This is a genomic window from Dyella sp. CR10, from assembly GCF_055814425.1.
In genome coordinates this window covers 892299-917856 of record NZ_CP185986.1, presented here as the reverse complement: position 1 = coordinate 917856, position 25558 = coordinate 892299, and the positions used below count along the sequence as shown (strand labels likewise).

At 63.7% G+C, this 25558-nt stretch carries 25 protein-coding genes; 12 read left to right on the top strand and 13 right to left on the bottom strand.

Annotation, left to right across the window (positions count from 1 at the left end):
* The first annotated feature begins 35 nt into the window (after positions 1 to 35).
* The 5 genes from ACNR9O_RS04295 to ACNR9O_RS04275 all read left to right on the top strand — a co-directional run bounded on the left by ACNR9O_RS04295 (position 36) and on the right by ACNR9O_RS04275 (position 6218).
* Positions 36 to 902, top strand: coding sequence for a class I fructose-bisphosphate aldolase (locus tag ACNR9O_RS04295; RefSeq protein ID WP_473682528.1), 867 nt, complete (start codon positions 36 to 38; stop codon positions 900 to 902).
* Between the two features lie 205 nt (positions 903 to 1107).
* Positions 1108 to 2310 (top strand): amidohydrolase family protein, encoded by a 1203-nt coding sequence (locus ACNR9O_RS04290; RefSeq protein ID WP_473682530.1) that lies wholly within the window; start codon positions 1108 to 1110, stop codon positions 2308 to 2310.
* Positions 2307 to 3113, top strand: coding sequence for a transcriptional repressor AgaR (agaR, locus tag ACNR9O_RS04285; RefSeq protein ID WP_473682532.1), 807 nt, complete (start codon positions 2307 to 2309; stop codon positions 3111 to 3113). Before ACNR9O_RS04290 ends, agaR begins: the two co-directional genes overlap by 4 nt.
* 476 nt (positions 3114 to 3589) lie before the next feature.
* Complete coding sequence (locus tag ACNR9O_RS04280; protein WP_473682534.1) at positions 3590 to 4849, top strand: DUF3472 domain-containing protein; 1260 nt, start codon at positions 3590 to 3592, stop codon at positions 4847 to 4849.
* 76 nt (positions 4850 to 4925) lie between these two features.
* Positions 4926 to 6218, top strand: a complete 1293-nt coding sequence (locus tag ACNR9O_RS04275) for a DUF3472 domain-containing protein (RefSeq protein WP_473682536.1) — start codon at positions 4926 to 4928, stop codon at positions 6216 to 6218.
* 269 nt (positions 6219 to 6487) lie between these two features.
* On the opposite strand, the gene ACNR9O_RS04270 is transcribed toward ACNR9O_RS04275, so the two are convergent.
* Together ACNR9O_RS04270 and ACNR9O_RS04265 are read right to left on the bottom strand one after the other, a co-directional pair.
* Entirely contained in the window at positions 6488 to 7285 is a 798-nt protein-coding gene (locus ACNR9O_RS04270) for a hypothetical protein (protein WP_473682538.1), read from the bottom strand.
* 126 nt (positions 7286 to 7411) lie between these two features.
* On the bottom strand, positions 7412 to 8017 hold the full coding sequence (locus ACNR9O_RS04265; protein ID WP_473682540.1) for a class I SAM-dependent DNA methyltransferase: 606 nt from the start codon (positions 8015 to 8017) through the stop codon (positions 7412 to 7414).
* Between the two features lie 157 nt (positions 8018 to 8174).
* On the opposite strand from ACNR9O_RS04265, the gene ACNR9O_RS04260 reads away from it, so the two are divergent.
* The 3 genes from ACNR9O_RS04260 to ACNR9O_RS04250 all read left to right on the top strand — a co-directional run bounded on the left by ACNR9O_RS04260 (position 8175) and on the right by ACNR9O_RS04250 (position 11377).
* Positions 8175 to 8462 carry a hypothetical protein gene (locus ACNR9O_RS04260; RefSeq protein WP_473682542.1) on the top strand — a complete coding sequence of 96 codons (288 nt, stop codon included), beginning with the start codon at positions 8175 to 8177 and terminating at the stop codon, positions 8460 to 8462.
* A gap of 158 nt (positions 8463 to 8620) precedes the next feature.
* Positions 8621 to 10165, top strand: coding sequence for a DUF1800 domain-containing protein (locus tag ACNR9O_RS04255; protein WP_473682544.1), 1545 nt, complete (start codon positions 8621 to 8623; stop codon positions 10163 to 10165).
* A gap of 9 nt (positions 10166 to 10174) precedes the next feature.
* The gene (locus ACNR9O_RS04250) at positions 10175 to 11377 is read left to right on the top strand and encodes a DUF1501 domain-containing protein (RefSeq protein WP_473682546.1); all 1203 of its coding nucleotides are present in this window, start codon (positions 10175 to 10177) and stop codon (positions 11375 to 11377) included.
* 43 nt (positions 11378 to 11420) lie between these two features.
* On the opposite strand, the gene ACNR9O_RS04245 is transcribed toward ACNR9O_RS04250, so the two are convergent.
* From ACNR9O_RS04245 to ACNR9O_RS04210, 8 genes are all read right to left on the bottom strand, one after another.
* Positions 11421 to 12188: a hypothetical protein gene (locus ACNR9O_RS04245; protein WP_473682548.1), complete on the bottom strand. Its 768-nt coding sequence runs from the start codon at positions 12186 to 12188 to the stop codon at positions 11421 to 11423.
* Between the two features lie 77 nt (positions 12189 to 12265).
* The gene (locus ACNR9O_RS04240; RefSeq protein ID WP_473682550.1) at positions 12266 to 12706 is read right to left on the bottom strand and encodes a DUF1579 family protein; all 441 of its coding nucleotides are present in this window, start codon (positions 12704 to 12706) and stop codon (positions 12266 to 12268) included.
* A gap of 24 nt (positions 12707 to 12730) precedes the next feature.
* Positions 12731 to 14068 (bottom strand): hypothetical protein, encoded by a 1338-nt coding sequence (locus ACNR9O_RS04235; protein ID WP_473682552.1) that lies wholly within the window; start codon positions 14066 to 14068, stop codon positions 12731 to 12733.
* 36 nt (positions 14069 to 14104) lie between these two features.
* Complete coding sequence (locus ACNR9O_RS04230; RefSeq protein WP_473682554.1) at positions 14105 to 15007, bottom strand: sensor domain-containing protein; 903 nt, start codon at positions 15005 to 15007, stop codon at positions 14105 to 14107.
* The gene (locus tag ACNR9O_RS04225; RefSeq protein ID WP_473682556.1) at positions 15004 to 15372 is read right to left on the bottom strand and encodes a PadR family transcriptional regulator; all 369 of its coding nucleotides are present in this window, start codon (positions 15370 to 15372) and stop codon (positions 15004 to 15006) included. Before ACNR9O_RS04225 ends, ACNR9O_RS04230 begins: the two co-directional genes overlap by 4 nt.
* 156 nt (positions 15373 to 15528) lie before the next feature.
* The gene (locus tag ACNR9O_RS04220; RefSeq protein ID WP_473682558.1) at positions 15529 to 16929 is read right to left on the bottom strand and encodes a nitrilase-related carbon-nitrogen hydrolase; all 1401 of its coding nucleotides are present in this window, start codon (positions 16927 to 16929) and stop codon (positions 15529 to 15531) included.
* Positions 16930 to 17449: 520 nt separating this feature from the next.
* The gene (locus tag ACNR9O_RS04215; RefSeq protein WP_473682560.1) at positions 17450 to 18211 is read right to left on the bottom strand and encodes a DUF1828 domain-containing protein; all 762 of its coding nucleotides are present in this window, start codon (positions 18209 to 18211) and stop codon (positions 17450 to 17452) included.
* Positions 18212 to 18930: 719 nt separating this feature from the next.
* Positions 18931 to 20487 (bottom strand): HEAT repeat domain-containing protein, encoded by a 1557-nt coding sequence (locus ACNR9O_RS04210; RefSeq protein WP_473682562.1) that lies wholly within the window; start codon positions 20485 to 20487, stop codon positions 18931 to 18933.
* Positions 20488 to 21114: 627 nt separating this feature from the next.
* Between ACNR9O_RS04210 and ACNR9O_RS04205 the strand changes: the two genes are divergently transcribed.
* Entirely contained in the window at positions 21115 to 21468 is a 354-nt protein-coding gene (locus ACNR9O_RS04205) for a hypothetical protein (protein ID WP_473682564.1), read from the top strand.
* A gap of 365 nt (positions 21469 to 21833) precedes the next feature.
* Positions 21834 to 22442: a pentapeptide repeat-containing protein gene (locus ACNR9O_RS04200; RefSeq protein WP_473682566.1), complete on the top strand. Its 609-nt coding sequence runs from the start codon at positions 21834 to 21836 to the stop codon at positions 22440 to 22442.
* A 264-nt stretch (positions 22443 to 22706) separates the two neighbouring features.
* Here ACNR9O_RS04200 and ACNR9O_RS04195 read toward each other — a convergent pair whose 3' ends face one another.
* From ACNR9O_RS04195 to ACNR9O_RS04185, 3 genes are all read right to left on the bottom strand, one after another.
* Complete coding sequence (locus ACNR9O_RS04195) at positions 22707 to 22928, bottom strand: hypothetical protein (RefSeq protein WP_473682568.1); 222 nt, start codon at positions 22926 to 22928, stop codon at positions 22707 to 22709.
* Positions 22929 to 22978: 50 nt separating this feature from the next.
* Positions 22979 to 23251 (bottom strand): barstar family protein, encoded by a 273-nt coding sequence (locus ACNR9O_RS04190; protein ID WP_473682570.1) that lies wholly within the window; start codon positions 23249 to 23251, stop codon positions 22979 to 22981.
* A 332-nt stretch (positions 23252 to 23583) separates the two neighbouring features.
* The gene (locus ACNR9O_RS04185; RefSeq protein WP_473682572.1) at positions 23584 to 23871 is read right to left on the bottom strand and encodes a winged helix-turn-helix transcriptional regulator; all 288 of its coding nucleotides are present in this window, start codon (positions 23869 to 23871) and stop codon (positions 23584 to 23586) included.
* Positions 23872 to 24002: 131 nt separating this feature from the next.
* Here ACNR9O_RS04185 and ACNR9O_RS04180 point away from each other — a divergent pair, with 131 nt between their 5' ends.
* Together ACNR9O_RS04180 and ACNR9O_RS04175 are read left to right on the top strand one after the other, a co-directional pair.
* Positions 24003 to 24722, top strand: a complete 720-nt coding sequence (locus tag ACNR9O_RS04180) for a glutathione S-transferase family protein (protein ID WP_473682574.1) — start codon at positions 24003 to 24005, stop codon at positions 24720 to 24722.
* Between the two features lie 189 nt (positions 24723 to 24911).
* Positions 24912 to 25538 (top strand): hypothetical protein, encoded by a 627-nt coding sequence (locus tag ACNR9O_RS04175; RefSeq protein ID WP_473682576.1) that lies wholly within the window; start codon positions 24912 to 24914, stop codon positions 25536 to 25538.
* The last annotated feature ends 20 nt before the right edge of the window (positions 25539 to 25558 follow it).

The following is a 25558-nucleotide window of genomic DNA, read 5'->3' as shown; positions in this document are numbered from 1 at the left end:
AAGCCCTTTCGAAAACTTCCGACAAGTTTTCGAAGTTGGCGCTTTCACACGGCAAGCGCACCCGCCTGTGGCGTCTGCTGTACGGTCACGGCCCGCGCAACGGCAGCCTGCTGGTGCTGCCGCTGGACCAGGGTCTCGAGCACGGCCCTACCGATTTCTTTCCCAATCCGCCCGCGATCGATCCGGACTACCAATTCCGTCTCGCCGTCGAAGGCAACTTCTCCGCCATCGCGCTGGGCGTGGGCCTCGCCGAAAAGTACATGGGCGAGTACTGCGGGCAGATCCCGCTGATCCTCAAGCTCAACGGCAAGACCAACATCCCTAGCGACGCGGAAGCCACCTCGCCGCTGTTCGCCTCGGTGGAAGACGCCGTGCGCCTGGGCGCGGATGCAGTCGGCTACACCATGTATGTAGGTTCGCCGCGCCAGGCCGATGAGATCCGCCAGTTCGAAAAGGTGCGCCAGGACTGCGAGCGCTTCGGCATGCCGCTGGTGATGTGGTCGTATCCGCGCGGCGAGGCGATCGAGGCGAAGGGCGGCAAGAACAGCCTGTTCGCGCAGGACTACGCCGCACGCGTCGCACTGGAAATGGGTGCCGACATCGTCAAGCTCCATGAACCCAATGACCAGCGCACGAATGCGCCGGCGCCGTACGACAAGCTGCAGGAAGACGCATCCGCGCGTTCCGAGCGCGTGGTGCGCTCCGCCGGCCGCACCATGGTGCTGTTCTCCGGCGGCGAAAAGAACGACGACGATGCAGCGGTGCTGCGCAAGGTCGAGTTCTACATGGCTTCCGGCGCGCAGGGCGTGATGTTCGGCCGCAACATGTGGCTGCGTCCGCTCGACCAGGCGGTGGCGCTGGTCAAGGAAGTGCACAAGATCATGGCGAAGTACCCGAGATAAGCGCGCAGTCACTCCCTCTCCCCTCCGGGGAGAGGGCTGGGGTGAGGGGCACCTACGGAGCGCAGAAGCAGGAACGACAACGCAGGCCCCGCTCCGTCGCGCCTTTCCCGCGAGCACCCGCCCCTCATCCGCTTGCCGGCACCTTCTCCCCGGAGGGGAGAAGGAATTCCTCTCCGGCGCACGACGAGACGAAACACGCATCCTCATGCCCAAACCCTGCCTCTGCTGCTCACCACCCACCGGCGCCGGTACCGTCCGCATCGACAGCGGCAAGAACCAGCTCGCCACCGCGCCCGACGAGAGCAAGAGCAGCCTGCGCCTGTTCGACTTCAAGCCGCGCAGCATGCTGCATGTGAAACAGACCCGGGTGGAGCATCCACGCTTCCCGGTGATCGACATGCACACCCACCTCACCTGGACCGCCAACGTGCGCAACGGCGTGTCCGTGGGCGAGGAGATCATTGTGTTCGCGCAGCCGGAAGACCTGCTGCCGGTGATGGACCGCAAGGGCATCCGCACCCTGGTCAATCTGACCGGCGGCACCGGTGCGGGACTGGAGCAGGCGATCCGCACGTTCGACCAGGCCGCGCCCGGCCGTTTTCTCACGCTGACCGAACCGTCGTTCGGCCTGTTCGCCGACGCCGATTACCCGAACCGCCAGGCCGATGCCATCGCGCATGCGCAACGCGTCGGCGCACGCGGGCTGAAGCTGCTGAAGACGCTGGGCCTGTACCTGCGCGAGCGCATCGACGACGGCCCGCTGGTGGCGATCGACGACCGCCGCTTCGATCCCATGTGGGAAACCTGCGCCGCGTTGAAACTGCCGGTATTCATGCACGTCTCCGACCCGGAGGCGTTCTTCCTGCCCACCGATGCGGGCAACGAGCGCTACGAGGAATTGGCGCGCCACCCGGACTGGTCGTTCTACGGGCCGGAGTTTCCCAGCAACGCCGAGCTGCTCGCCGCGCGCGACCGCCTGATCGCGCGCCACCCCAAGACGACCTTCGCGCTGATGCACGTGGGCAACGGCGCGGAAAACCTGGAAGCCGTGGCAGCCTGCCTGGACCGTTTTCCCAACACCGTGGTGGACATCAGTGCGCGCATCGGCGAGCTGGGCCGCCAGCCGCGCACCGCGCGGCGCTTCTTCGAGCGCTACCAGGACCGCATCCTGTTCGGCACCGACGCGGTGCCCTCTCCGTACGGCGACGACGTGCCGCAGCAACTGTTCGGCGACGCGCTGTACGAGATCTACTACCGCTTCCTGGAAACCGACGACGAGTACTTCGACTACGCGCCGGCGGAGACTCCGCCGCAAGGGCGCTGGTCCATCTATGGACTGGACCTGCCAGACGCTATCCTGCGCAAGGTATACCATGACAACGCCGCACGACTTCTAGGCCTTCCATGACCCGAGACCGAACCCCTGCCCCGACGCGCCGCCTGCTGGTGGAAGAGCGTCGCCGCCTCATCGTCGAATACGTCGATAAGCAGGGCCGGGCCACGGTGGAAGAGCTGTCCCGGCAGTTCAGCACCTCCACGGTCACCATCCGCAACGATCTGGAAGCTCTCGCGCGCAGCTCGGCCATCACGCGCTCGCACGGCGGCGCGCTGCCGGCCACCGCGCCCAGCGCGCACGACACACCGCTGAACATCAAGGAGACGCGCCACCATCCGCAGAAGCTGCGCATCGGCCAGGCCGCGGCGCGCCTGATCGCGGACGGCGAAACGGTGATCCTGGACTCCGGCTCCACCACCGTGGAAATCGCACGGCAGATCCGCCAGATGAAGTTCGAGTCGCTCACGGTGATCACCAACGCGCTCAACATCGCGCTGGAGCTGTCCGGCCTGGCGCACATCCGCGTGATGATGCTCGGTGGACTGCTGCGCGAGACCTCGTATTCGCTGGTCGGCCCCGACGCGGAGCAGGCGCTGGCCAAGCTGTCGGCCGACAAGCTGTTCCTCGGTGTGGACGGCCTGGACCCGGTGGTCGGCGTGACCACGCCCGATCCGCTGGAAGCATCACTCAACGCGCTGATGATCCGCGTCTCGCGCGAGACCATCGCGGTATTCGATGCGAGCAAGCTCGGCCAGCGCAGCCTCTCGGTGATCACGCCCGTGCAGCAACTGCATCGCGTGATTACCGACAACAGCGCCGAGCCGAAGATGGTCGAAGCGCTGCGCGCCGCCGGCGTGGATGTAATGCTGGTCTGAGCGCCACGCGCTCTCTTGCCTCAGTACAGCACTTCGCCCTCTCCCCTCCGGGGAGAGGGCGGGGTGAGGGGCGGGTGCTAGAGAAAGCGTATCTAGAGCCAAGTCCTTCGCTGCATTTCAAGGCGAAACGCCGCAAGGCCGTCAGGTCATAGCGAAAGAAAGTCTCCGCTCCGCAGCCCCCTCACTCCGGCCCTCTCCCGGAGGGGAGAGGTGAGTGCAGGCGCATCGCTATACATCAGCGCCTTCTCGGTTTGGACATCCAAATGCCCAAAGCACTTGCATCGCCAATACCTTTCGTTATTCTCCATTTCTCGTCGAATTGCTTCTATTTTATATCGGAAACTTTCATTTTCGCTCAAAACGAAAATGAAAGCAGAACTATTCGGCGCGACGCAACACCTGCCTGACCCGCAACCGGACCGCTCGGGGGAGCGGCCCGTCCGACGAACCGAACGTCATTTACCTGGGAGGGAGTCATGCGATCGATAGTCCACCGAAGCCTTGTCCTGCTGCTGGCGATGTCCGGCGCAACCGCCGCGCAAGCCGCGACGAGCACCGTGCCGCTGGGCGGCAATGCATTCATTACCCAGCCGTCGTCCAGCGCGAACGAGCTGATCAACGACACCGGCCTGCACAACTGGAACTCCAGCCAGGCGGTGATCAGCGTGTACTTCGACGTGCAGCAGGCCGGCACTCTGACACTGGCGCTGGCCGGTTCGCTCAACGGCGCCAGCAGCAGCACGGTGAAAGTCACCGTCGCCGGCCAATCGCATACCGTGAATCTGAGCAGCACCTCGCCAGGACCGTTCAGTGCCGGCAACTTCACCGTGTCGCAGGCGGGCTACGTCAAGGTGGATCTGCAAGGCGTGTCGACCAACGGCGGCTATTACGGCGATATCAGCGGCCTGCAGATCGACGGCAGCGCCACGGCTGCCGGCACCGTGTACGCGAACGACGCCGCCAACTACTACTGGTCGCGGCGCGGCCCGTCGGTGCATCTGGGCTTCACCGCGCCGACGAATACCGAATACTTCTACAGCGAGATCAATGTCCCGACCGGCCAGGACGCGATCGGTTCGTACTTCATGGCCAACGGTTTCAACGTCGGCTACTTCGGCATGCAGGTGAACTCCGCCACCGAACGCCGCGTGCTGTTCTCGGTGTGGGATCCGCCGAGCGGCGGCAGCACCACGCTCGTGCGCAAAGGCGCCAATGTCACCACCAACGGCTTCGGCGGCGAAGGCACCGGCGGGCAGAGTTATCTCGTCTACAACTGGGTAGCCGGCCACACCTACCGCTTCCTCACGCGCGCACAGCCCGATGGCAGCGGCAACACGCAGTACACCTCGTGGTTCTCCGACGCCGCCACGCCAGGCACCTGGAACCTCATCGCCACCTGGCAGTATCCCGGTACCAGCGCCTATCTCACCGGCCTGTACTCGTTCCTCGAATGCTTCGATCCGGAACGCGGCTATATCGGCCGCCGCGCCACCTACGGCAACGAGTGGGCGAAGCCCGCGGGCGGTGCGTGGACGGAGTTGACCACGGCGTACTACGACGTCGATCCCACAGGCTTGAACAAACAGCGCCTGGATTTCGCCGGCGGCCTCAGCGGCGCCAATGCGTTCTATCTGCGCAACGACGGCTTCTTCACCCCCTCGGTGGCGTCGGGCCAGAACTTTACACGCACCGCGAACGGCACCCCACCGGACATCGACCTCAACGCCCTGCCCTGAGCCGAGCGCGCATTCATCTGCTTTTCCGGAGGCCGGCCTCGGCCTCCGTCGCTGCACCATCACCTGGGAGGGAATCATGCGATCGATTGCTTACTTGAGTCTTGGCCTGCTGCTCGCGGCATCCGGCACGGCCGCCGCGCAGCAAGCTGCCGTCACCGTGCCGCTGGGCGGCAATGCCTTCATCACTCAGCCGTCGCCCACCGCCAACGAAACCATCGCCGACGACGGCCTGCACAACTGGGATTCGTCCAAAACCGTGGTCAGCGTGTACTTCGACGTGCAGCAGGCCGGCGAACTGCAGCTCGCCCTGATCGGCACGCTCAGCGGAGCCAGTCACAGCACGGTGAAAGTCAGCGTGGGCGGCCAGTCACATCTGGTGAACCTCGGCAGCGCGTCGAGCGGGCCGTTCGACGCCGGCAGTTTCACCGTCGATCAGCCGGGCTACGTGAAAGTAGACCTGCAAGGCATCTCCACCGACGGGGGCTATTACGGCGATATCAGCGGCCTGCAGATCGGCGGCAGCGCCACCGCCGCCGGCACCGTGTTCGCCAACGATCCGAGCAATTTCTACTGGTCACGCCGCGGTCCGTCGGTGCACCTGGGCTTCAAGGCACCGGCGAACACCGAGTACTTCTACAGCGAGATCAACGTACCGGTCGGTGAGGATCCGGTCGGTTCCTACTACATGGCCAACGGCTTCAACGTGGGCTACTTCGGCATCCAGGTGAACTCGCCTTCCGAGCGGCGCGTGCTGTTCTCGGTGTGGGATCCGCCGAGCGGCGGCAGCACCACGCTGGTGCGCAAGGGCCCCGGCGTGATCACCAACGGCTTCGGCGGCGAAGGCACCGGCGGCCAGAGCCACCTGCGCTACGCCTGGGTGGCTGGCCATACCTATCGCTTCCTCACCCGTGCTCAGCCTGACGACGAAGGCAACACGCTGTTCACCTCATGGTTCGCCGACGCCGCCGCGCAGGGCCAGTGCGAACAGCACACCGCGAATGGCAACTGCGAGTGGCACCTCATCGCCACCTGGAAGTACCCCGGCGTCAGCACGTATCTGCGCGGGCTGTACTCGTTCCTCGAATCGTTCGATCCCGAACGCGGCTACATCGGCCGCCGCGCGGCCTACGGCAACGAGTGGGTCAAGCCGGCCGGCGGCGCGTGGACGGAGGTGACCTCCGCTTACTACGACGCCGACCCGACCGGCTTGAACAAGCAGCGCCTGGATTTCGCCGGCGGCGTGATCGGCGGCAACCAGTTCTATCTGCGCAACGACGGCTTTTTCACCCCGTCGGTGAAATCCGGCCAGACCTTCACGCGCACCGCGAACGGCGTGCCGCCGGACGTGGACCTGGAGCACCTGCCCTGATGGCATGCAGCAAGCTTCCGGCCGCATGCAGCGGCCGGAAGCTCGATCCCGCGCTACGGCGTCTTCTTGCCGCTCTTGAGATCGCGGCCACCCTTGTGCATCACCAGATAGTCGAACGCGCCCTGCTCATCCGGCACGAATTCCAGTTCCACGTCCGCGACTTCCTTGAAGAAGAAGCGCGTCTGCGTTGAAGGAAACAGCGCCAACTCTCCCCAGCGAGCGGAGGGAGAAGTGGCGTGCCTCGCGACGCGCCGGAAAGAGCCCCCCCCTCAAGCAGCGCGCTTATCCTGCCGCTGCGGAATCAGCACGCTGATCAGCGCCATCGCCAAGGTCGCGTCGAACAGGATCTGGTAGCTCATCTCCGCCCGCGTGCCGTCGCGCAGGTGCAGACGCAGGCGCGAGGTCCAGTCGGAGACGTCCATCTCGACGATGTCGGCGAAGGGGATCTCGCGACCTTGCAGGGTCACCGCGGTGAGGCTGACGCGCAGCGCGTTGGCGGTGGCGGCGCGCAGGTAAGTACGGATGCCCAGCGCGAAGTCCCGCTGCAGCTGGCCGACCTGGGTGAGCACCTTGAAGTCCAGCGTGCGGCCGCGCTCCAGTTCATCGATGAGCTTGGGCAGGCGCGCGGTCACGTAGGCGCGGTCCAGCGTGTCATAGAACTTGCGGTAGCCGCTCAGATGCGCATTCACTGCGCCCCACTCCTCCTCGCCCTGGCGGCGCCAAGCCAGCCCCACGGGCAGGCCGGCGCGGTAGAACTGGCAGGTTTCGGCGATCTCGTCGAAGCGCCACTGCCGCACCGCGCCGCCGGCATGGCGCTCCACGCCCTGCTCGCCCAGTACCCAGTAGGTGCGGCGCATCAGCATGGCGCCGCCGATCAGCGCCAGGCCGATCACCGCGCAACCGATCATGCTGCCGTTGATCAGGGCCGCCCCTTCCGGCGCCGCCTTGCCGCGCACCGCGAACAGCAGCGCGGCACAGGCCAGCAGCAGGACCGCGAAGAAAAGAATGAAGATGGAAAGCGCCGCGTTGTTGCGATGGCGGCTGACGACGGATCCGATGGCAGACATGGCTGTCCCTAGTCGATGGCTCGAGGCCGCGGGCCCCAAGGCGCCCGCCACTCCTGGGGGCGCCGGCCGATCATAACCGCGCCGCGGCCGCCATGTTCGCCAAGCGGCGCACGATGGCGCGCCCGCTCAGGCCAGCTGGGCCCGCTCCAGCGCCGCGATGCGCCGCTCCAGCCGCGGCCCCAGGTAGCAGTGCGAGCCGCACGGCAGCAACCCCGCCTCGCGGAAGGCCCGCAGATACCAGGACGGCGCGCGTGCCACGAAGCCGTCGTGGTCGCCGGCCACGTCGTCCTTGCTGGTAAACAGCTCGAGGAAGGCGATGCCTTCGAGCATGTCCACGATGCCGCCGAGGCCGGCCCGGATCTCCGCCGGCTTCAGGTAATGCAGCACGTCGGTGCACACGATCAAGTCGAAGCGCTCGTCGAAGCGCAGCTCGGCCAGCTGGCCGAAGCGCGCCAGCCCGATGTTGCGGCTGCGCCCGTAGCGCGCCACCACGTACTCGCTGGCGTCCAGTCCGCGGTAGGCGATGCCCGGCCGCAACGCACGCAACGGCGCACGCCAGGGCGCTTCGCCGCAGCCCACGTCCAGCACGTTGCGGATCGGCCGGCCCAGGTAGTACTCCGCCTGCGCCACCGCCATCGCCACCTTGCGGCGCAGCTCACCGGCCGATGCCACCGAATGGCGCGGGTCGCGGTACCACTTGTCGAAATAGGCGCGGTCGTAGGTCTTGGGCATGGCGAGGGGACGGCAACGGGCAGTCCGGCTATTGCAGCATGAAAGCTCGCTCCCTCACTACAGCGGGCCACCACTGATCCTTATCCGGCGCATCACCCGCCGCATACGCGACCCGCGCCAGCATGTACGCGAACCCGCACTACCTGGAGCGCCCGCCATGGCCATGATCCGAATGCGCATCTCCGGCGCCCGCGACCATATCGACACATTGATCAGCGCCATCCGCGGCATCGAAGGCATCGAGCACGTAGAGGACGTGGATGAAGAGTCGATGGACGAGATGCGCGACGACTCCAGTTCCAGCGACCTGATCGACGACAATCAGGGCGACGTCGTGCGCGTCGAAATCGAGGCGCCGCAGAAAAAAGTGGATCTGGTGCATAACGTCGCCGCGCTTGGCACGCGCGAGCTGGATATCGCGGTGGAATTCGTCGACGAGTTCTGAATGCTTTTTCCACCGCAATTTCATGCGACGACGCTGCCGCATGAATGCCCGACGAATGCGGCCGCCTGTACTGACGCGGCGTGTCGACGCATGGCAAGGTGACGCGTTGTCAGTCCACGCAACCCTCGCCGACGTCAACCGCCAGGAAGCCCCGACGCATGCGCCGCCCGACTCCGCTCCGCCCCATCACCACGCTTCTTTTCGCCCTCGCCACCGTCTGCGCGCTGGGCGCACCGCCCGTCGAGGCACGCACGCGCGACACGCTCAGCGCCGACGACGTCGCCTGGCTGCGCCGTGACGGCTTCGGCCTGGACGACGCCAGCGTGGCCCGCTACCGCGAACTCGGCCGCGGCCGCTATCTGGACGAACAGCTGGACGACCGCGGCGGCGATGACCTGCCGCCGGCTATCGCCCAGCTGATCCACGGCTACGAGGTGGTGAACACGCCGCCCGATCAGCTGATCGCCGCGTACCAGGCGGAGCAGGAGCGCATCAAGGACATGCCCGAGGGCGACGCCAAGGTGGATGCGCGCAAGGCGTTGCAGCAGCACGGCAACGACCTGCTGCAGGAAGCCCAGCAGGCCGCGCTGCTGCGCGCGGCCTACGGTTCCAACCAGCTGAAGGAACAGATGGTGTGGTTCTGGCTCAACCACTTCAGCGTGTACGGGGCCAAGGGCCGCGTACGCTGGGTCGCCGCGCGCTTCGCCGACGAAAGCATTCGCCCGCACGCGCTGGGCAAGTTCAAGGACCTGGTGATGGCCACGCTGAAGAGCCCGGCCATGCTCGAATACCTGGACAACGCGCAGAACGCCAAGGGCCACGTCAACGAGAACTACGCGCGCGAGCTGATGGAATTGCACACGCTGGGCGTGGGTTCGGGCTACACCCAGCAGGACGTGCAGCAGCTGGCACTGGTGCTCACCGGCGTCGGCATCGCGCCGCCCGCCGACAAGCAGCGCACTAATCCGAAGATGGCCTCGCTCTACGTGCGCGACGGCATGTTCGAGTTCAACCCGATGCGCCACGACTTCGGCGACAAGGTGCTACTGGGCCAGCACATCAAGGGCAGCGGCTTCGACGAAGTGGAACAGGCGGTGGACCTGATCACGCGCCAGCCGGCCTGCGCGAAGTTCGTCGCTACCAAGCTGGCGCGCTATTTCGTCGCCGACGAGCCGCCGCCGGCATTGGTGGAGAAGATGGCGCGCACCTTCCAGCGCAGCGATGGCGATATCGCCAAGGTGTTGCGCACCATGCTGGAATCCAAGGACTTCACCGCCGACAGCGGCAAGAAATTCAAGGACCCGATGCAGTTCGTGGTGTCCTCGGTGCGCCTGGCCTACGCCGGGCGCCCGGTGGTGAATGCACGGCCGCTGCTGAACTGGCTCAACCAGTTGGGCGAGCCGATCTACGGCCGCCTCACCCCGGACGGCTGGCCGCTCGACGCCGCCGGCTGGGCCAGCTCCGGCCAGATGGCCAAGCGCTTCGAGATCGCACGCGCCATCGGCACCGGCAACAACCGCCTGTTCGTGCCCGAGGGCAGCAACGGCGTGGCGCCGGGCTTCCCGATGCTGACCACGCGGCTGTATTACGACGCGATCGATCCGTATCTCTCGGCCGCCACGCGCGATGCGCTGGCCAAGGCCGCGTCGCAGCAGGAGTGGAACACCTTCCTGCTGTCGTCCCCCGACTTCAATTACCGCTGAGGTAGCGCCATGAACCGCCGCCAGTTCCTGCTCGCCGCCGCGACCGCCGCAGCCGCCGCGCCGATGTTCTCCTACTCCGGCCGCCTGTTCGCGGCGCCGGCCTCCGCGCCGCGTTTCCTGCTGGTGTTCCTGCGCGGCGGCTACGACTGCAACAATTTGCTGGTGCCGTGCGGCAGCGACTTCTATTACGAATCGCGCCCGACCATCGCCATCGCGCGGCCCAATGCGGCCGATGCCAACAGCGCCATCGCGCTCGACAGCCAATGGGGCCTCAACCCCGTGCTGCGCGACACGCTCTATCCGTTATGGCAGCGCAAGCAGCTCGCCTTCGTACCGTTCGCCGGCACCGACGACATGTCGCGCAGCCACTTCGAAACGCAGGACAACATCGAATCCGGCGAGCCTACCGGCCAGCGCACGGACTATCGCTCGGGCTTCCTCGCGCGACTGTCCGGCTCGCTCGCCAACGTGCCCTCCATCGCCTTCACCGATGCGTTGCCGTTGAGCTTCCAGGGCGGCGGCAAGGACATTCCCAACATCTCGCTGCGCGGCGTGGCCAAGCCGGCGTTCGACGAGCGCCAATCCGCCATCCTCGCCGAGATGTACAAGGGCACCTCGCTGGCCGCCGCCGCGGCCGACGGCCTGGAGCTGCGCCAGAAGGTCTCCAAGGACCTGGAAGACGAAATGATGAAAGCCAACCGCGGCGCGTCCACCGCCAAGAACTTCGCCGCGGAAACACAACGCATCGCCACCATGATGCGCGACCAGTACCGCGTGGGATTCGTCGACGTCGGTGGCTGGGACACGCACGTCAACCAGGGTGGCGCCTCCGGTGCGCTTGCCAACAATCTCACCAATCTCGGCCAGGGCCTGGCCGCCTATGCCGATGCGCTGGGCGACGAGTGGAACAACACCGTGGTGGTGGTGGTGTCGGAGTTTGGCCGCACCTTCCGCGAGAACGGCAACAAGGGCACCGACCACGGCCACGGCACGGTCTACTGGGTGCTGGGCGGTCGCGTGCGCGGCGGTCGCATCGCCGGCGAGCAGGTGGCGGTGAATGCGCAGAGCCTGCTGCAGAATCGCGACTATCCGGTGCTCAACAACTATCGCGACATGCTGGGCGGATTGTTCGCGCGGACCTGGGGGCTGTCACCGAGCCAGCTGCAGTCCGTGTTCCCCGGCGCGAAGCCGCGAGACTTGCAACTGGTGTAATCCAAGCCGCGGGCGCGTCTTCGGCGCGCCCGCGGCCCATGCATTACTTGGCCGAGACGACCTCGACGATGCCCGTCTGCCCGCTCTGCACGGTCTCCTGCTTCATCACCAGCGCGTAGTCGGGGCAGTACCAGTCCGTCACCTGCGCCACCATCGCCGGCGGCGTCATGGTGCGTCCGCCGGCCGTGACGGCCCCCATGCGCGTGGTTCGCGTGTAGCGCACAGGCCAGCAGGAAAGGCGGCCCAGGCGCGTGTCCAGCTGGGTAAGTGCGCCTACGACTTTCTCGGTAGAAGTCACCTTCACCGAAGGCACGTTCATCATGGCCTGCGGTACGCCGCGCACCTGCATATGCATGTCCATGTCGTAGCTGTCGCCCGGCAGGCGCTGGCCATCGTGAGTCACCACGCCGGCGTAAGCCAGCGACTCCAGCCCTTTCACGCCGAGCGTGCCCTGAAAGGCGGTGCCGCCGCCGTGCCCTGCCATCTTTGCCTTGTCGTCCAGCGCGACACCGGCGTGATCGTCCTTCACCACCACGCGATAGGTGGTCTGCGTCTGGTTCGGCACACCGATGGCGGTGGCGCTGGCGTCGACGGTGACATTGGCCTGGCAGCGGCCGGCGGTCTCCTTCTTCACTCCGTCCAGGCGCAGGCTGGCCTGCACGCCTGCCTTGCCCGACATGGCCAAACGCACCTCACCGCCATCGTGCATCCATGGGGCTTCGCACAGGCCCGCATGCGCGGATAGCGGCAGCGCGAAAAGGGCGAGCAGGGACAGGCGGCGGAGCGAGGCGGATAGTGTCTGGCGTTCCATGCGACTTCTTCAGTGGGGAGAAAGGCGCGCATCTCAGCAAAGCGCGGCGTCCAGGGCAACGGTCCCGGCACAGGCCGTTAACGTCGGCGATAGCGTCCCTGCATTACCGGCTCCCAGGTCACGCCGCCATCGAACGAACTTTCCAACGCCAACCCATACGTGCCATCGTCGCCGGGCGTGTAGACGTGCCGCGTCTGTCCGCGCGGCGAACTGCGCAGGAAGGTCAGCCGCTGGCCATCCCAATGCCCCGGCGCCGGCGCGGAAGGCACGAAGCCGTAGCTGTCGAACCAGAACAGCTGGAACTGGTCGTGCTCCGGCCCTGGCGCGATCACCGCATGCGCCAGCAACGCCGGCTGGCCATCGCGCTGTTCGCGATAATCGATCACCACGGCCTTGCCGCCCAGGTCGAGGCGCGCCTCCACGTCGGCCGTGGCCGGCCCACCCTGCCCCCAGCGCGTGGTGGCGATCTGCTCCTCGCCCGTCCAACGGCCGATCAGAAATTTCAGCGTATCCCGCATCGAAAGCACCTCGCGTGTCGGGCGTCAGGGTGTGCCCGGGTTGTCGTGGTTCAAGCGCAGGTCGCCCTGCCGCTCGCCGTCCTTCAAGCGCCAGCCATCGGCGAGCTTCAGCGTCCAGCCGGGGCCGGCGACCGTCCCCGTCCGCGCCGCGTCCTTGCCAGGAACGGCGACATACAAGTTCTTCCAATCCGGCGCGAGCAAGGCGCCTTCGGTCACCTCGATCGAGCCCCACTCTGCGATGACCTTCATGGTCGGATAGACCGTGCCGACATCCCCCAGCGATACCAGCGTGCTGGGATTGAACATGATCTGCGGCTTGCGCAGCGGCAACACGAGACGCGCCCCATCCACCAGCTGCGCACGGTAGTGTGCGATCTCCTGCTGGCGCCGCTGTTCGCGCGCATTCTCCGCGGCAAGCAGCGTCGCGCCGTCGTAGTCGGCGGCACGACGTTCGACCCCGGCCTCCGTGGCGTCGCCGGGCTTGGTATGCAACGCGGCGGCCAGCAGATCGGAGAGCGTGGCGTCGGGCTGCTCCCGAATCCGCTGCCGCCACGACGGCGCGTAGTGGTCGAGCAGCCAGCCATACGCGGGGCCGGTCGCATACTCGAACGACCGAATGTAGCTCGGCGCGGACACATGCGAAGTGAGATCCGCCTCGGTCAGCGCCTTGCGTTCCTCGGGCGATACTGCGCCGACGGCCACACCGGTGTACTCGGCCACGCCTTCGTTGCGCTCCAGCGCGCGTTCGGCGGCGGCGGCCTCGGGGAACTGGCGGTAGCGCGCGGCGCGGAACAGCAGCGCGTCGTCAACGCGGCGGCGGCGCTCCTGGTCGTCAGCGGCCGCCACAGCCTTGGCCAGCGCACGCCATTCCAGTTGCACGAGATAACGACCCTGCAAAGTGTCGAGCGCGTCGACCGGCGCGTCGGGCGCCGGTGCCAGCCCCACTTGCGCCTGGACGCGGTGGAACGCTTCGTGCGCCATCACCACACGGCGCTGGCCGGCATCCTCCGGCATCGGCCAGACCAGCTGGGACCAGCGCACGCCAGCCCAGTCCAGGGCGGTATTGGCGAAAGAAATGTTGTCGGGCAGGCGCCCGACGAACACACCCTGCTCGGCCTTGAGCAAGCCCTGCGTGTCCGCCTGATTGGCGATCACCCGGCGGGTGGCCGGGTCGACGAACATCGACGGCCCGCACAAGCTCTTGCCCCACAGCTTGCCGCCGTCGGCTTCGCACTGGCGATGCGCCTCATCGAACCAGGCCTTGGCCTGACGGGGCTCGAAAGGAACGGGCTCCGCCGCATGCGCGGCGGCGGCAACCGACAAGGACAGCGCAAGCACCAGACACGAGCGTGTACGACGCATAAGGCCTCCGGCGGGAAAAAGCGGGATCGGGATCAATCAGGAATCGCGCGAAACCAGCAGATGCTTGGCGATCATGCCGTGCATACGGCCCAGCGCCCGCACCAGGTGCAGCGTGGCGAACAGTAGCAGCACGCCGATGACGAACATCGCCAACGCATCGCCAAGGGTGGGCACGTGTTCGCCAAAACCCCAGTTGACGGTGACCGTGTCGTGGTTGAAGTCACCAAAGGTCCACGCCAGCGGCGCACCGGCCAAGCCGATCGAGGTCGCCAGCAAGGCCACCGTCACGGCGAAATAGGTAACGCCCAGCGGCAGCATCAGCACCATGTACAGCATGGTCGTCCAGGTGCGGGCGTCAGAGAACATCGCGCCGATGCGGCTCATCAGCGAACGGCCAGCCGGGGCATATGGCGGGCGGCGTGGCATGCGCACGCCGAGCATGGTCTCGACCAGGCGCCCCTCTACCAGCGACAAGGCTCTTACCGTGCCGAAGAACAGCACGATGAAGGGAATGCCGATGATCAGCACCGACAGGCCCGCCGACAGCGAGACGCCGGTCACCACCCAAGTGAAGTAGAAGATGCCCGTCGCCAGCGCGAGCAGCATGTAGAACAGTGCGCCCCAGGTGCGCGGATCGGCCGCCACGCCGAAGAAGCGGCCGATGAGCGTGCGGCGCTTCGGCGGTATCGGCGGACGCAGCGCGCGCTGGATCTTGATCTCCTGGTCGCGGTAGATCTCCGCCACTTCCTCCGGCGAGCCGTAGCTGCCCACGACCTTCGCAAGCATCTCTTCCTGCGACATGCCGGGATGTTCCTGCAGCTCGGCGCGCAGGTGTTCCTCGGCGTCATAAAGCGCATCCTGGATCAGTGCGGGATCCGCACCGCGCAGAGCGGCGCGCAGCTGCTCCAGGTATTCCGCGATGGTGCGCGGCGTGTTCATGTCACCCCTCCTTGCAGCACGTGATCGACCGAATCGCGAGTCGCGCTCCAGGCGGCGACCCACTCGCGCAATACTTCGCGCCCCAGCTTGGTAATGCGGTAATAGCGGCGCGGTGGTCCGCTGACAGACGGCTCGACTTCGCTGCCCAGCAGGCCATAGGCCTCCAGGTTGCGCAGTACCGGATAGAGCGCGCTCTGCTTCCCCGCCAGCACGCCCTCGCCCACTTCTTCCAGCCGCTTGGCGATCTGGTAGCCGTACAGCGGCTGCCGCGATTGCCCCAGCACCGCCAGCAGCACCAGCGACACGGTGCCCGCCGACAGCTCTTTCTGGAATTTCTTCAACAGCCCGGCGATGTCGTCGTCCATCTGGCTCACCCTTGGGGCTACTTAGCCTTGAGTGAAGCATAGGTCGAAGTTATGAATAGTCCATGCGCTGGAAGTCATGGCGGGTGGGCATGACTTGTGGGTGGAACCTCAGGACCCCGGGGCGCGCGATGGGTTAGCTCGATGCGACACGCTCGGCTACAGCGCAATGCGTCGCGGTCGCCGCCTCACCGACAGCCACGTGCCAACCACGAGCGCGAAGATCCCGCAGAGCCACGGGAAGACGTTGCCGATACGCGTATAGAGCGTTGGCCCGGGGCCCAGCGGCAGGTCGGCGACGATCATCGTCGGGCCCGTCGGTGCATCCTTTCCGAGAGCGAGCAGACGCCCCTGCGCATCGCTGGCGAACACCAACCCCCGATGGGCTGCCCGCACGATCGAAAATCCGCCTTCGACGCCACGCATCACCGACATGATGCCGTGCTGCCAGCCATCGATGCCCATGTCGCCCGCGGGCACGCCCATCAGACGGACGCCCTTGGCGGCGTCGGCGCGAATGGTGTCGGGAAAATCCATGTCCTTGCAGATCGCCATGGCACGGCCATCACTCAACCGGCCCGAGACACGCCCTGGCGTCAGGTTGTTCTCGAGACCGGGCACCGGATGGCGCTTGTCGTAGCGCTGCATCCTGCCATCGGGCGCGATCGCAAGCGCGAAGTCGGCGGCCGGCGTCTCGGCATGGAAGCCGGCAATGATCTGCACACCCGCCTCCCTGGCGGCGGCAACCAGTGGCGCAACGATCGCTTCCTGTCCGACAGCGATCGATGTCATGCCGCCTTCCGGCGTCACCACGAATCTGGCGCCGTCGCGGGCGGCTGCACGGATCTCGCGCGCATAGGTTTCGGTGACCGCGACAGCAGCGGGCACGGTCTTCGCCCGCCAGGAATCCCCTACGGCGGTCTCGTCGACGATCGCCGCCACTCGCAGCACGTCGGGCTGCGCTTGCGCGAGCCGCACGACGCCGAACACCCCATTGGCCGCACAGATCGCCAGCCCGAGGCCGACCGCCACCATGTTCCCCCGCGGCCGCAGCGCCATGGCGAGGGTGTTGGCAAAGAGACAGATCAGGAACGTCACGACGTACATCCCCAGGAGCGACGCACTCTGAATCAGGACGGGCGCAGACATCGTGCTGTAGGCGAGCGATCCGTAGGTGCCGTTCGGCGACGTCAATTCCAGCAGGAACTCGAAGACGGTCCAACACGCCGGAAACGCCAACAGCGTGAGCAGCGGCGACGCTCTGCGCTGCACGAAGCGCGCAAATCCGATCGCGACGCAAAACAACCCGACATCGACCACCAGAACCGACGCGAGGACGAGCGGCGGTATGAGGTGCAGGTAGGGAGACTGCAATATATAGCCCGCGCCGGCGAGTAGCGCGATGGCGCTTGCCCCGATGACTTGCCAGGTACGCGCCCGCCCATAGGCCAGCCACAACAGCGGCACGGGCGCGAACCAGACCAGAGACCACACGTGGTCATATCCCTGGGAGAGATAAAACATGATGCCGCTCAACACGGCGGCGAGCAGGGTAATCATTCGTTTTCTTCCCGGACGGTTTGAAGGAGTCGAGGAACTGCCGCTACGCCACGCGGCATAGCGCCTTGAACGGTTTGTCGCTCGCGAAACGCCCGGCGCACAGCCGGCTCACCCTTGGGCTATTAGCCATGAGTGAACCATAGTGCGAAGTTATGGATAGCGTATGCGCTGGAAGTCAGGGGGGGGTGACTTCCGACAGGCGTGTGGGCATGGCACCAATGTATGTGCGTGTTGCACAAACATTGGTGTCCGAAAAAGGGGCCGGAGGAAGTTAAGGCACCGGTGCCATGCAATAGATCCACACGGTTAACTACCTCCGTCCCGTTATCGGTCGGAACCCCCAGGAACGAACGCTCAAAAACGGGGTCAGGTTTACTTCCAGAGAAATCAAAAGCAAACCTGACCCCGTTTTTTCGCACATAGCGACCACCCACTGCTTAGCGGGTGATCGCTCTGCGTTAGTGATGAAGTGCGCGGTTGTCGGGGCGGAAGTTCCGGCGATGATCGCGGCAGGCGCGAGTCAGGTCGATTCAGTGGATGCGTCAAACCGCTCCTCAAAGTCCGTGAATCGAATGGCCCTAGCCATTTGCGACAGAAGTGCAAGCTCGTGGGTGGCCTTTTCGGGCGCAGCTCTGTCGTCAATGATAAATAGCAGGCGATCGGTATCGAACGCCTCTCGCTGCATCTGGAGAATCTTGCGAAGGCGTGCCGACACGGATAAAGCAACCGGTGCGATTGCGTCTACCAGTTTGCCGCCCCAGCGAAAATCGAATCGGAGCTCGTCGCCGTTCGACAAGCGGACGATTGGGCTCTTCTCGATCTCCCACGTCGGAGCCTTTCGCCTCATCAAGCGCTCCACCTCTCGGTTAAGACTTAGGTCCGAGTCGGCTGACGCGTAGTGCTCCAACTCCCAACTGGCGATCGAACATATCATCTGAAGTATTCGACCTCCAGCCATGCGCAGGTCGCCAACGGTGACACTGTATTCAAACGAACCATCATCGCGCAGTGCGAAGCCATGCCTTTCTGCCAGGTCGCCAAGTCCGCGCCAATTACGCCGATCCTCCAAGGCGTAACCAAGGCCGCGTAGTGCGAAGAGCCACAGACCATCATCCGTCACGATAATGTGATCGCCGTAACTGATCAAATAAAAGTCGAGCGGCGTTCCGTTCGGCAGAAGAACGGGCGTACTAACGTACAACGCGTGATTCCCCTGGGCTTCAACAGGTGCGCAATGCCAGCCCAATTCCCGAATGTATGTAGCGCAGGTCGGAATGCTCATTACTCTAATCCGAACAGATCATCGCTATACGGCGGTGCCAATCGTCTGTCGTTGTCCTCGCTGATCTTCGTATGCCGACGGAATCGAGCTATCCATCCCGCAAGGGAGCTTGGGTCTAGGTTGCACAGGACCCGCCGCACCGCGTGAGACAGTCCCTCAATGCGATCGTCTCCTAGGTGCAAATGGGGGCCAAAAATCTCCCCGGACTCATCTCGGTGGGAGCGCTTGTGGAATGGATACACTTCCAGGGTAAACACCCGGTGAACCCTTCCAGCGGCACGGTGCATTACTGCATATTTCTGGTAGAGGCCGAAGTTCCCGCGCTGCAACTCTCCCTCAAAAACGAGACCAGGAATGCTTACGCGATTTTGATCCAACAACGGGCTAGTCCCACGCAAGGCGCCTGCGTGGTTCTGGCGCTCGTTCCAATCGAGCTCCTCAGCCAGGAACTTGGCCTGCTTACACCAAACCCGGCATTGATCCAACCAGCCTTCCATGCGCCCCCCATTTTGTCAGACCCGCTAGCCTAGTATCGACACAAACGAGCGGATCGGAAAGGGCGCCCCCCCCCGGGCCTCAACCGGCGGACAAAAAGAAAGAACGGGATCAGAGTCATTGGCTGGAAATCGAACCGTACCCAACTAGTCGAGTCCGTTGCGTGCCAAGGCATAATCGCCTTGACTGGCAGGCTTGGCGCGACCTTAAGCCCTCACCAACCATCAGTGACGACTGATCGCCCGCCCGATCTCTCGATACGCCATCTCATCCATCTCGCCGCGACGATCTTCCAAAAGCGCCAAAAGGCTCGACCGCCGAGCCTCTCCTAGCGGCGCATAGCGACCGCTATCGGCAATCCAGTCGCCCAGAGCCGCCGCACGCCAAAGGAGCTCCTGCTCGCCGCTCGGCCGGATACTCAGTATCAAAGCGAGCCTGTCCCAATGGCCGAGCTCTCGCATCAGCGCTCTCAAATGCTTCCGAGTCGTTGAGGTGGCCGTCTCGGCCGTCAGCGCGGCCATAAGACGCCGCGTGTCGAAACGGACCATCCCCTTCCTTATCGAGTCGGCCACCTCCATGTGCGCCTTTTCCGACGGCGTAGAAAGTAGCCCAAGAAACTCTTCATCGGAGAACTCACCACCTGCACGCAGCACGCCTCGCATACACCAAAGACGAACAAGCCCTCTCGGGTATGGCAACCATCGCTTGAAGCGGGGAATGTCCTCCTCGCGCGCACGGTCAACCAACGATATCAAAGCGCCCAAGGTCGGCCGATGCACGTCGCTATCGATGACTTCGCGCCAGTATTCGATCGCTTCTTCCGAATATCTCTCTTTCAATAGAAAAGCAGCCAGAGACCGCACCCCCGCCGACTTATCTCCCAGCATCCGATAGATCACTTCGCGGGGCAGTGATGCATCCAACTTCGCCAGCATGCGAAGCGATTCACGCCTGATGACGGGGTGACGTGCTTTTACGCCGAAACTCGCCAACTCGCGTGCGCGTGCCTCGCCGTCCCGATGTCCCGAATATCGAAGCGCGGAAAGGGCAATCCTCGGGCTGGCGTCTCTGATCGCCAATTCCAAAAGATCGAAGCCAAGCGACACACTCACATCGAGTGCCTTTTCGTACGCCCAGGTGCGAACGGCGACGTTTTGGCTTTGCAAAAAGTTCAGCAGAAGCTGCGGTGGCTCGCCGCGCAATATCCGGCCTTCTACGCAACGACTAAACCATTCGCGATCCACTCGCTCCCGTGACGTCAACCGAATGGCGAGCGGCCAAATATCGACGAGATCACTATCGTGACAAAGTTCCAGAAGCCTCGCCGCTGTTTTCTGGGCCACTTGCCTGACCATGGGAACCCAATCCGCGCATCGGATCAGCGCAGCGGCGAGAGTCAACTTCCCAGGAAAATCGGGAAGTAAAGTGAGCGCCCTCTCCCGGATACGTCCGTTGTGATGCCCGGCAACCAGGAACAGCAAAGATTGGCGCACCGAGGAACTCATTGCCGATGTCGCAATATCCGCAACTATGTTTTCAGGCCAATCTCGAAAGGCTACACCGTAATAGGACCTAAGCCGTTCATCGATGTCGAACAGGCGTTCAATCGGCTGCGTCTCGAGGAACGTCGCCATGGGCGCCGTCGCGGCATGGCTGCCAAGCGGCCGCGCATGTTGAAGCTGCGAGCTCAAAAAGGAGTCGGGCAAGAACCCCTGAGGCTCTCGACCATCTGAACGATGCATCCAGAGAGGCTTGAAGAATTGCTTCCAATCTTTCGACACGACGTCGTTCCTTGATATCGGATGAGCGCTGTATCCGGGACTTTATAAGAACCGTGATACGCCGTTTGAAGCACGGATATTAGCCTCCGTCGTGCTCGACTCCGACATATCCCCCAGTCCATGCCCTACAGACAACCCGAACCGCTTTTTGTTAGCTTCGTAGACGTTGTCCGCGCTGTATCGCAAGACGCGTTGCGGGCAACCATGGCAGCAATGCTGCGAGAAGCGCGGGCCGCAGGAGTAGCAGCTCCTACGACCCGCTAACCATCACCAACTAGCATGGAGTTGATCATGGCTGACCCAGATCATACGGCACCCGCGCGCCCGCCGATCCCCTCGGCGACATCCTCACCCTCCATCCGGGCCGTTCGCACCCTTCGCGGACACGGTTGAAGCACCGGGCTTAAGTGTTTTTCGTGGACTTTCTTCCTAGCCGTGAAACCCGGCACGTTGCCTTGCGCAACGACGAAACGCACTGGCGCCCTACCCCACTTCTCAATCAAGCCGCCCGGCGCCCAGTCAAGGGCCGTCGGTGAACCTTCGAGTCCGTGTGATCGCGGCACGCCCGACTGTATCGGCGTGCCGCACCTGGACCGAGGCGAGGCATCACTTCAGGAGCTTAAGGACATGAACCTGTTTGGAGAACGCTGGCTGGCGCGCAACGCCGACTATTACGCCGACCCGAATGCCTCGCCGCACGACTTGCTGAGCGATGCCACCGAGTGGTTGCAGTACGCGCGACACACCATTCGATTGCTTGCCGACCTTGTCGACGAATCGGATGAACTGGACACCCACCGTCTGTCCATCTCCTTGGAAGGCATCGCCGCGATGACCGCCATGGGTATCCGCTGCGCAGCGCTTGCGCAGGGTCGGCTGCAGTGGATAGAACTCAAAGAGGCCATGAAGTCCGCGCCCGGCGACGCGCATCCGCCCGAGACGCCACCGAGCGGAGGAAACGCGGCATCCGATCAGGATTGAACAGGATCGCCTCTCTTGCGAGGGCCGCCAGCTCCCGCCGCATCAAAGCCTGTGTTCCCGCCCCCAGGCAACCAACCCGGCCAGCAATCCGCAGCCCCCCCCCGGCGCTCGCAAGGAGCGCCGGATGCGCGGTCAGTCGCGGCCGGCGGAGCGCTCCCCGAAAAAAGGGCCGGAGGCAGTTAAAGTAGCGGGGCCACGTATGGGACCAAGACGCTTAACCAAAACAGGGTCAGGTTTATTTCCAGGGTCACCAAAAGCAAACCCGCCCCATTTTTTGGACAACGTTCTTGAAGATGTTGCGATGGTCCGGGGAAGAGGAACGGATCGACCTTTGTCTCGCCATCCGCGATCGACAAGGTCGAGCCATGGCATCCACGCAGGGGAGGACGGCCGCCGTCATGAGTAATGAAGAGAAGAAGATGAGAGAGCAGCTGCACGCCTTGGCTGAGGCAAATCGTCAGGCCGCGAAGTCAGGCCATCAGCAAGAGCTGCGCGTAAGTCAAAAAGCCCTGGCGGAGCAATTGAACAAGTTCTACGCCACCTCCCCGTACCTGTCTCATCTCGACCTTACTGGCATCAACCTCAACGGCTATAGGGAACCCATTCGCTGCCGTCTGGACACCGCATGGTTCCAGGGCGCGGATCTGACCCAGGTCGACTTCACGTTATCTCAGTTTGACCACAGCAATTTCACAGGCGCGACGCTTGACCGCACCGTGATGACACAAACGCGCCTGCAAAGGTGCTTCTTTGACAAAGCCATTATCGATGACGCTGATTTTCGGCGTGCCACGCTCCACAATTGCACCATGAGCTCAGTCGTTTTTCGTCGGTATCCGCAGGTCAAGGAAGCGAATATGGAAGGCACCCACGTGAGCCAGATCTTTCTTGACTATTTGAAGAGCCTGGCGGATTACGACCGCCCCACCCGGCTACCCAAGGTGCGTATAGGCCCCACCGAAGCGGACGACTAAGGGTATGTATCGATGTGCTGCATAGACGTCCGCGGGTTTGCAGGGCACTCGACCTTTATCGTCAGAAAGTCCCCGTGGATATCATTCGGCGAAACAGGGGCTGGAGGCAGTTAAGGTGGCGGGGGCCACGCGCTGGACCAACACGCTTAACTATCTCCGGTCCGTTATCGAAAGTACTACGAGATCTCGCGTATCCAGTGGCCATCCTTGGTATGCCTTGCGGCCGATGCGCTCCTGGGCGAAGGGAAACTTCGCCTCGAGCGATTAGCTGAACTCGGCCGGCTTCAAATCGGGATGCTGCGCATACAGCGGATTCATGATTTCAAGAAGCATCTCGCCCATGACTCTCCCAACCGCCAAGCGATAGCGTTTGAATTCGTCTTCTGGACAGCTCTTCATGACCAGAGCAATCGATTCGTCCAAGTTCGCACCGAATTCAAGCATTAGCTCGCTGATCTGCCTGGCCACTTGTTGATTGCCGATCATATATTCCCCATTTACCCAGTCTGCTGGGCGCCTATGGACCTTGGCGAGCTTTAGCGATACTCGACGCTCGACGCGAGACTCGGGTACTTCTTGGACATCTCGTCCAGACACTGTTTCATGATGCTGGCATCCTCCGGGAGTAGCTCGGCAAACCCCTTCCAGCCGATGAACTGAAGCTTCTCCGGCATCTCGATCAGGACCGTAATCGCGTCCCAGAAAGCATTCCAGTTTCGGCCATACCACCCAGGAAAACCCAGGGAATCCCTCAGAAGAACCTGCAGCTCCTCCGGTGTTGCAACACCGGAGAGATCCAGAACAATCAAGCCTGGCCTTTCCTCTGACTTACTCAAACTGGCGGACTCCTGGCTAGATCAGGAAATGCGTGGCACTTGTCGAAGAAGGTCCGCTATAGGTTGCGACTTCAGCCGGTCGTTGCAACACACTATAGACGCGCAGGCGGAAGGAGTATTGCAACGACCGGCTGAAGTCGCCGTCGAAAGCGGACATTCCAAGTATGTAGCTCGGGACCCTAAGCGCACATCTCGCCGGCGTATGTATCTGGGGTATTGAGCAAGACTGAGCCATCGCGGCAGTCAATGAAGCGGCAGAGGACGGGCACCTGACCGATCGCCAGGGCGCGAGACAGTACCCCCCTTCAGCGCGCAGAGGCATCCCGCAACAACCGAGCCCACTTCTTGGAGGTGTTCGATAGCGGCAGAAGGCCTTGATAGACCTCTTGACCGATCGGGGTCGCCGCATAACCGCCCTCCACCTTCTCGACCAATCCCGCCTCCCTGAGCTCCCGAAGCCGGGTATTGAGCACCGCGGGAGAAATGGATTCGCACGCGGCTTCCAGTTCGCGGAAGGTGCTCACCCCTTGCTTACTGAGCGTCCATAGCACGCCCATCGCCCAGCGCCGGCCGAGAAGATCGAACAGCGCCATGATCGCGCTGCCGCTTCGCGAGCCGCGAACCGAGGTACCGGGTGCGGGAATCCTTGCCATGTTGCTACCTCGCTTGTACCCGCCTCGGAGCGGATGCTATGTTTTTCATAGCATACTATCGGAGGCAGGCGGTGGCGAAGCTCTACATAGGCACGAAGAACGCTTCCAGCTGGGCCATGCGCGCGTGGCTCGCCCTGAAGTCTTCGGGCTATGCGTTCGAAACGGAGCTAATCGATATCCGCAGGCCGCAGCGCTTTCCCAACCTGGCCCGCATCGCCGCCCTCTCCCCCTCGGCCACCGTGCCCTTGCTCGATACCGGCCATACGGTGATCTACGACTCCTTGGCGATCATGGAATTCGCCAACGATGTCTGCCACGGCGCGTTGCTGCCAACCGACATCGAAGCGCGCGCGCATGCCCGGTCCATCGTCGCCTGGCAGCACGCGGGGCTTTCCTCGATCTGCCGAAGCATTTCGTTCGAAAGCGCTTTCTATCCCATCAAGCGCCGCCTTACCCCAGGCGAGCTTGCCGAATGCGCAAGACTGTTTGCGCACTACGAGGAACTGCTGGCGCGTTACCAGGGCCCCTATCTGTTCGGGTCACTGTCCCTGGCGGACCTCATGCACGTCCCAGCTGTGATCCGGCTGACCCGACACCGCCTGGATAGGGAACGGTGGCCGCGCGCGGCGCAGTGGACGCAAACACTGCTCGCCCATCCCCTGGTGGACGAGTGGATGCAGGAAGCCGACCAGCTACCGCATATCTGGTACGACGAATATCTCGGCGGAGCCCCTTGGCCCTCGGAAGCGGACACGTACTGGATCGAGACGCATCGCGGCCAGGGCAACTGACAGCGGCCTTCCCAACCCTCGATCGGGCTTACCTGGCTTGGGGCCACGGCGACCGCAGAATCCTGCTGCAGAACCGGCAGATGCCCGCGACAGTATCCAGCCAATCATCGGCAGATAGACTGGTACGGCATTCAATCGCGTGGCGTGGTGACAGGGCCCAATGCCACGATCGACTCAAAGGGGGAATCCATGACCAAGTTCCATGTTCATTTCAACGCTGCCGATATGGACGGAAAGGCTGTTCTCGTTTTTATCAAGCCAGAGTCGCCTCAGCGGAACAGCCGTATCCATGCCTGGCAAGTATTGACCGGGACGGAAGGATTGCCGGAGTTCTTCCACTACGAAAACCATGTTGACGTCAATGTGACGCCCATACGTAGCGAGCCAAGTACTCCGCTCACCCCCAATACGGTCAGCATCGCGCCGGGCCAACTGTATCAAGCCGTATCCATGGATGGACGCGCGTTCGTACTGCGCCTTTGCCCGCCGTCGTTGACCCAGTCCAAGCTGTCCCCTGGACAATGCGGCGTCATGAACGCGGTCACTCCATTCATGGAGCTCGATTGCCACTGGTTCGTCGATAACCGACCGGTAGTCACCATGCCGCACGTAGACACGAACATGACGGTGAGCTTCGAGTATCTCAACCACTTGTATTTCACGGTTGCCAAACCACCCACCGCCGGCCAGACCTACTCAGTCAAGGATTTCTCCCCCATGACCCGATATGTGATCCCGCCCCGCGCTCAAACAGTCGACGTTGATCTCACGTGTGAGAACGGACGGTGGGCGTTCGACTTTTCGAGCAGCAGCTGATTTGCCGAAGGTCCGCGCCG

Bases quoted from the DNA above. Each gene is read 5' to 3' on its own strand.
- ACNR9O_RS04290 (WP_473682530.1), top strand. From the start codon at position 1,108: ATGCCCAAACCCTGCCTCTGCTGCTCACCACCCACCGGCGCCGGTACC.
- agaR (WP_473682532.1), top strand. From the start codon at position 2,307: ATGACCCGAGACCGAACCCCTGCCCCGACGCGCCGCCTGCTGGTGGAA.
- ACNR9O_RS04280 (WP_473682534.1), top strand. From the start codon at position 3,590: ATGCGATCGATAGTCCACCGAAGCCTTGTCCTGCTGCTGGCGATGTCC.
- ACNR9O_RS04275 (WP_473682536.1), top strand. From the start codon at position 4,926: ATGCGATCGATTGCTTACTTGAGTCTTGGCCTGCTGCTCGCGGCATCC.
- ACNR9O_RS04270 (WP_473682538.1), bottom strand. From the start codon at position 7,285: ATGTCTGCCATCGGATCCGTCGTCAGCCGCCATCGCAACAACGCGGCG.
- ACNR9O_RS04265 (WP_473682540.1), bottom strand. From the start codon at position 8,017: ATGCCCAAGACCTACGACCGCGCCTATTTCGACAAGTGGTACCGCGAC.
- ACNR9O_RS04260 (WP_473682542.1), top strand. From the start codon at position 8,175: ATGGCCATGATCCGAATGCGCATCTCCGGCGCCCGCGACCATATCGAC.
- ACNR9O_RS04255 (WP_473682544.1), top strand. From the start codon at position 8,621: ATGCGCCGCCCGACTCCGCTCCGCCCCATCACCACGCTTCTTTTCGCC.
- ACNR9O_RS04250 (WP_473682546.1), top strand. From the start codon at position 10,175: ATGAACCGCCGCCAGTTCCTGCTCGCCGCCGCGACCGCCGCAGCCGCC.
- ACNR9O_RS04245 (WP_473682548.1), bottom strand. From the start codon at position 12,188: ATGGAACGCCAGACACTATCCGCCTCGCTCCGCCGCCTGTCCCTGCTC.
- ACNR9O_RS04240 (WP_473682550.1), bottom strand. From the start codon at position 12,706: ATGCGGGATACGCTGAAATTTCTGATCGGCCGTTGGACGGGCGAGGAG.
- ACNR9O_RS04235 (WP_473682552.1), bottom strand. From the start codon at position 14,068: ATGCGTCGTACACGCTCGTGTCTGGTGCTTGCGCTGTCCTTGTCGGTT.
- ACNR9O_RS04230 (WP_473682554.1), bottom strand. From the start codon at position 15,007: ATGAACACGCCGCGCACCATCGCGGAATACCTGGAGCAGCTGCGCGCC.
- ACNR9O_RS04225 (WP_473682556.1), bottom strand. From the start codon at position 15,372: ATGGACGACGACATCGCCGGGCTGTTGAAGAAATTCCAGAAAGAGCTG.
- ACNR9O_RS04220 (WP_473682558.1), bottom strand. From the start codon at position 16,929: ATGATTACCCTGCTCGCCGCCGTGTTGAGCGGCATCATGTTTTATCTC.
- ACNR9O_RS04215 (WP_473682560.1), bottom strand. From the start codon at position 18,211: ATGAGCATTCCGACCTGCGCTACATACATTCGGGAATTGGGCTGGCAT.
- ACNR9O_RS04205 (WP_473682564.1), top strand. From the start codon at position 21,115: ATGAACCTGTTTGGAGAACGCTGGCTGGCGCGCAACGCCGACTATTAC.
- ACNR9O_RS04200 (WP_473682566.1), top strand. From the start codon at position 21,834: ATGGCATCCACGCAGGGGAGGACGGCCGCCGTCATGAGTAATGAAGAG.
- ACNR9O_RS04195 (WP_473682568.1), bottom strand. From the start codon at position 22,928: ATGATCGGCAATCAACAAGTGGCCAGGCAGATCAGCGAGCTAATGCTT.
- ACNR9O_RS04185 (WP_473682572.1), bottom strand. From the start codon at position 23,871: ATGGCGCTGTTCGATCTTCTCGGCCGGCGCTGGGCGATGGGCGTGCTA.
- ACNR9O_RS04175 (WP_473682576.1), top strand. From the start codon at position 24,912: ATGACCAAGTTCCATGTTCATTTCAACGCTGCCGATATGGACGGAAAG.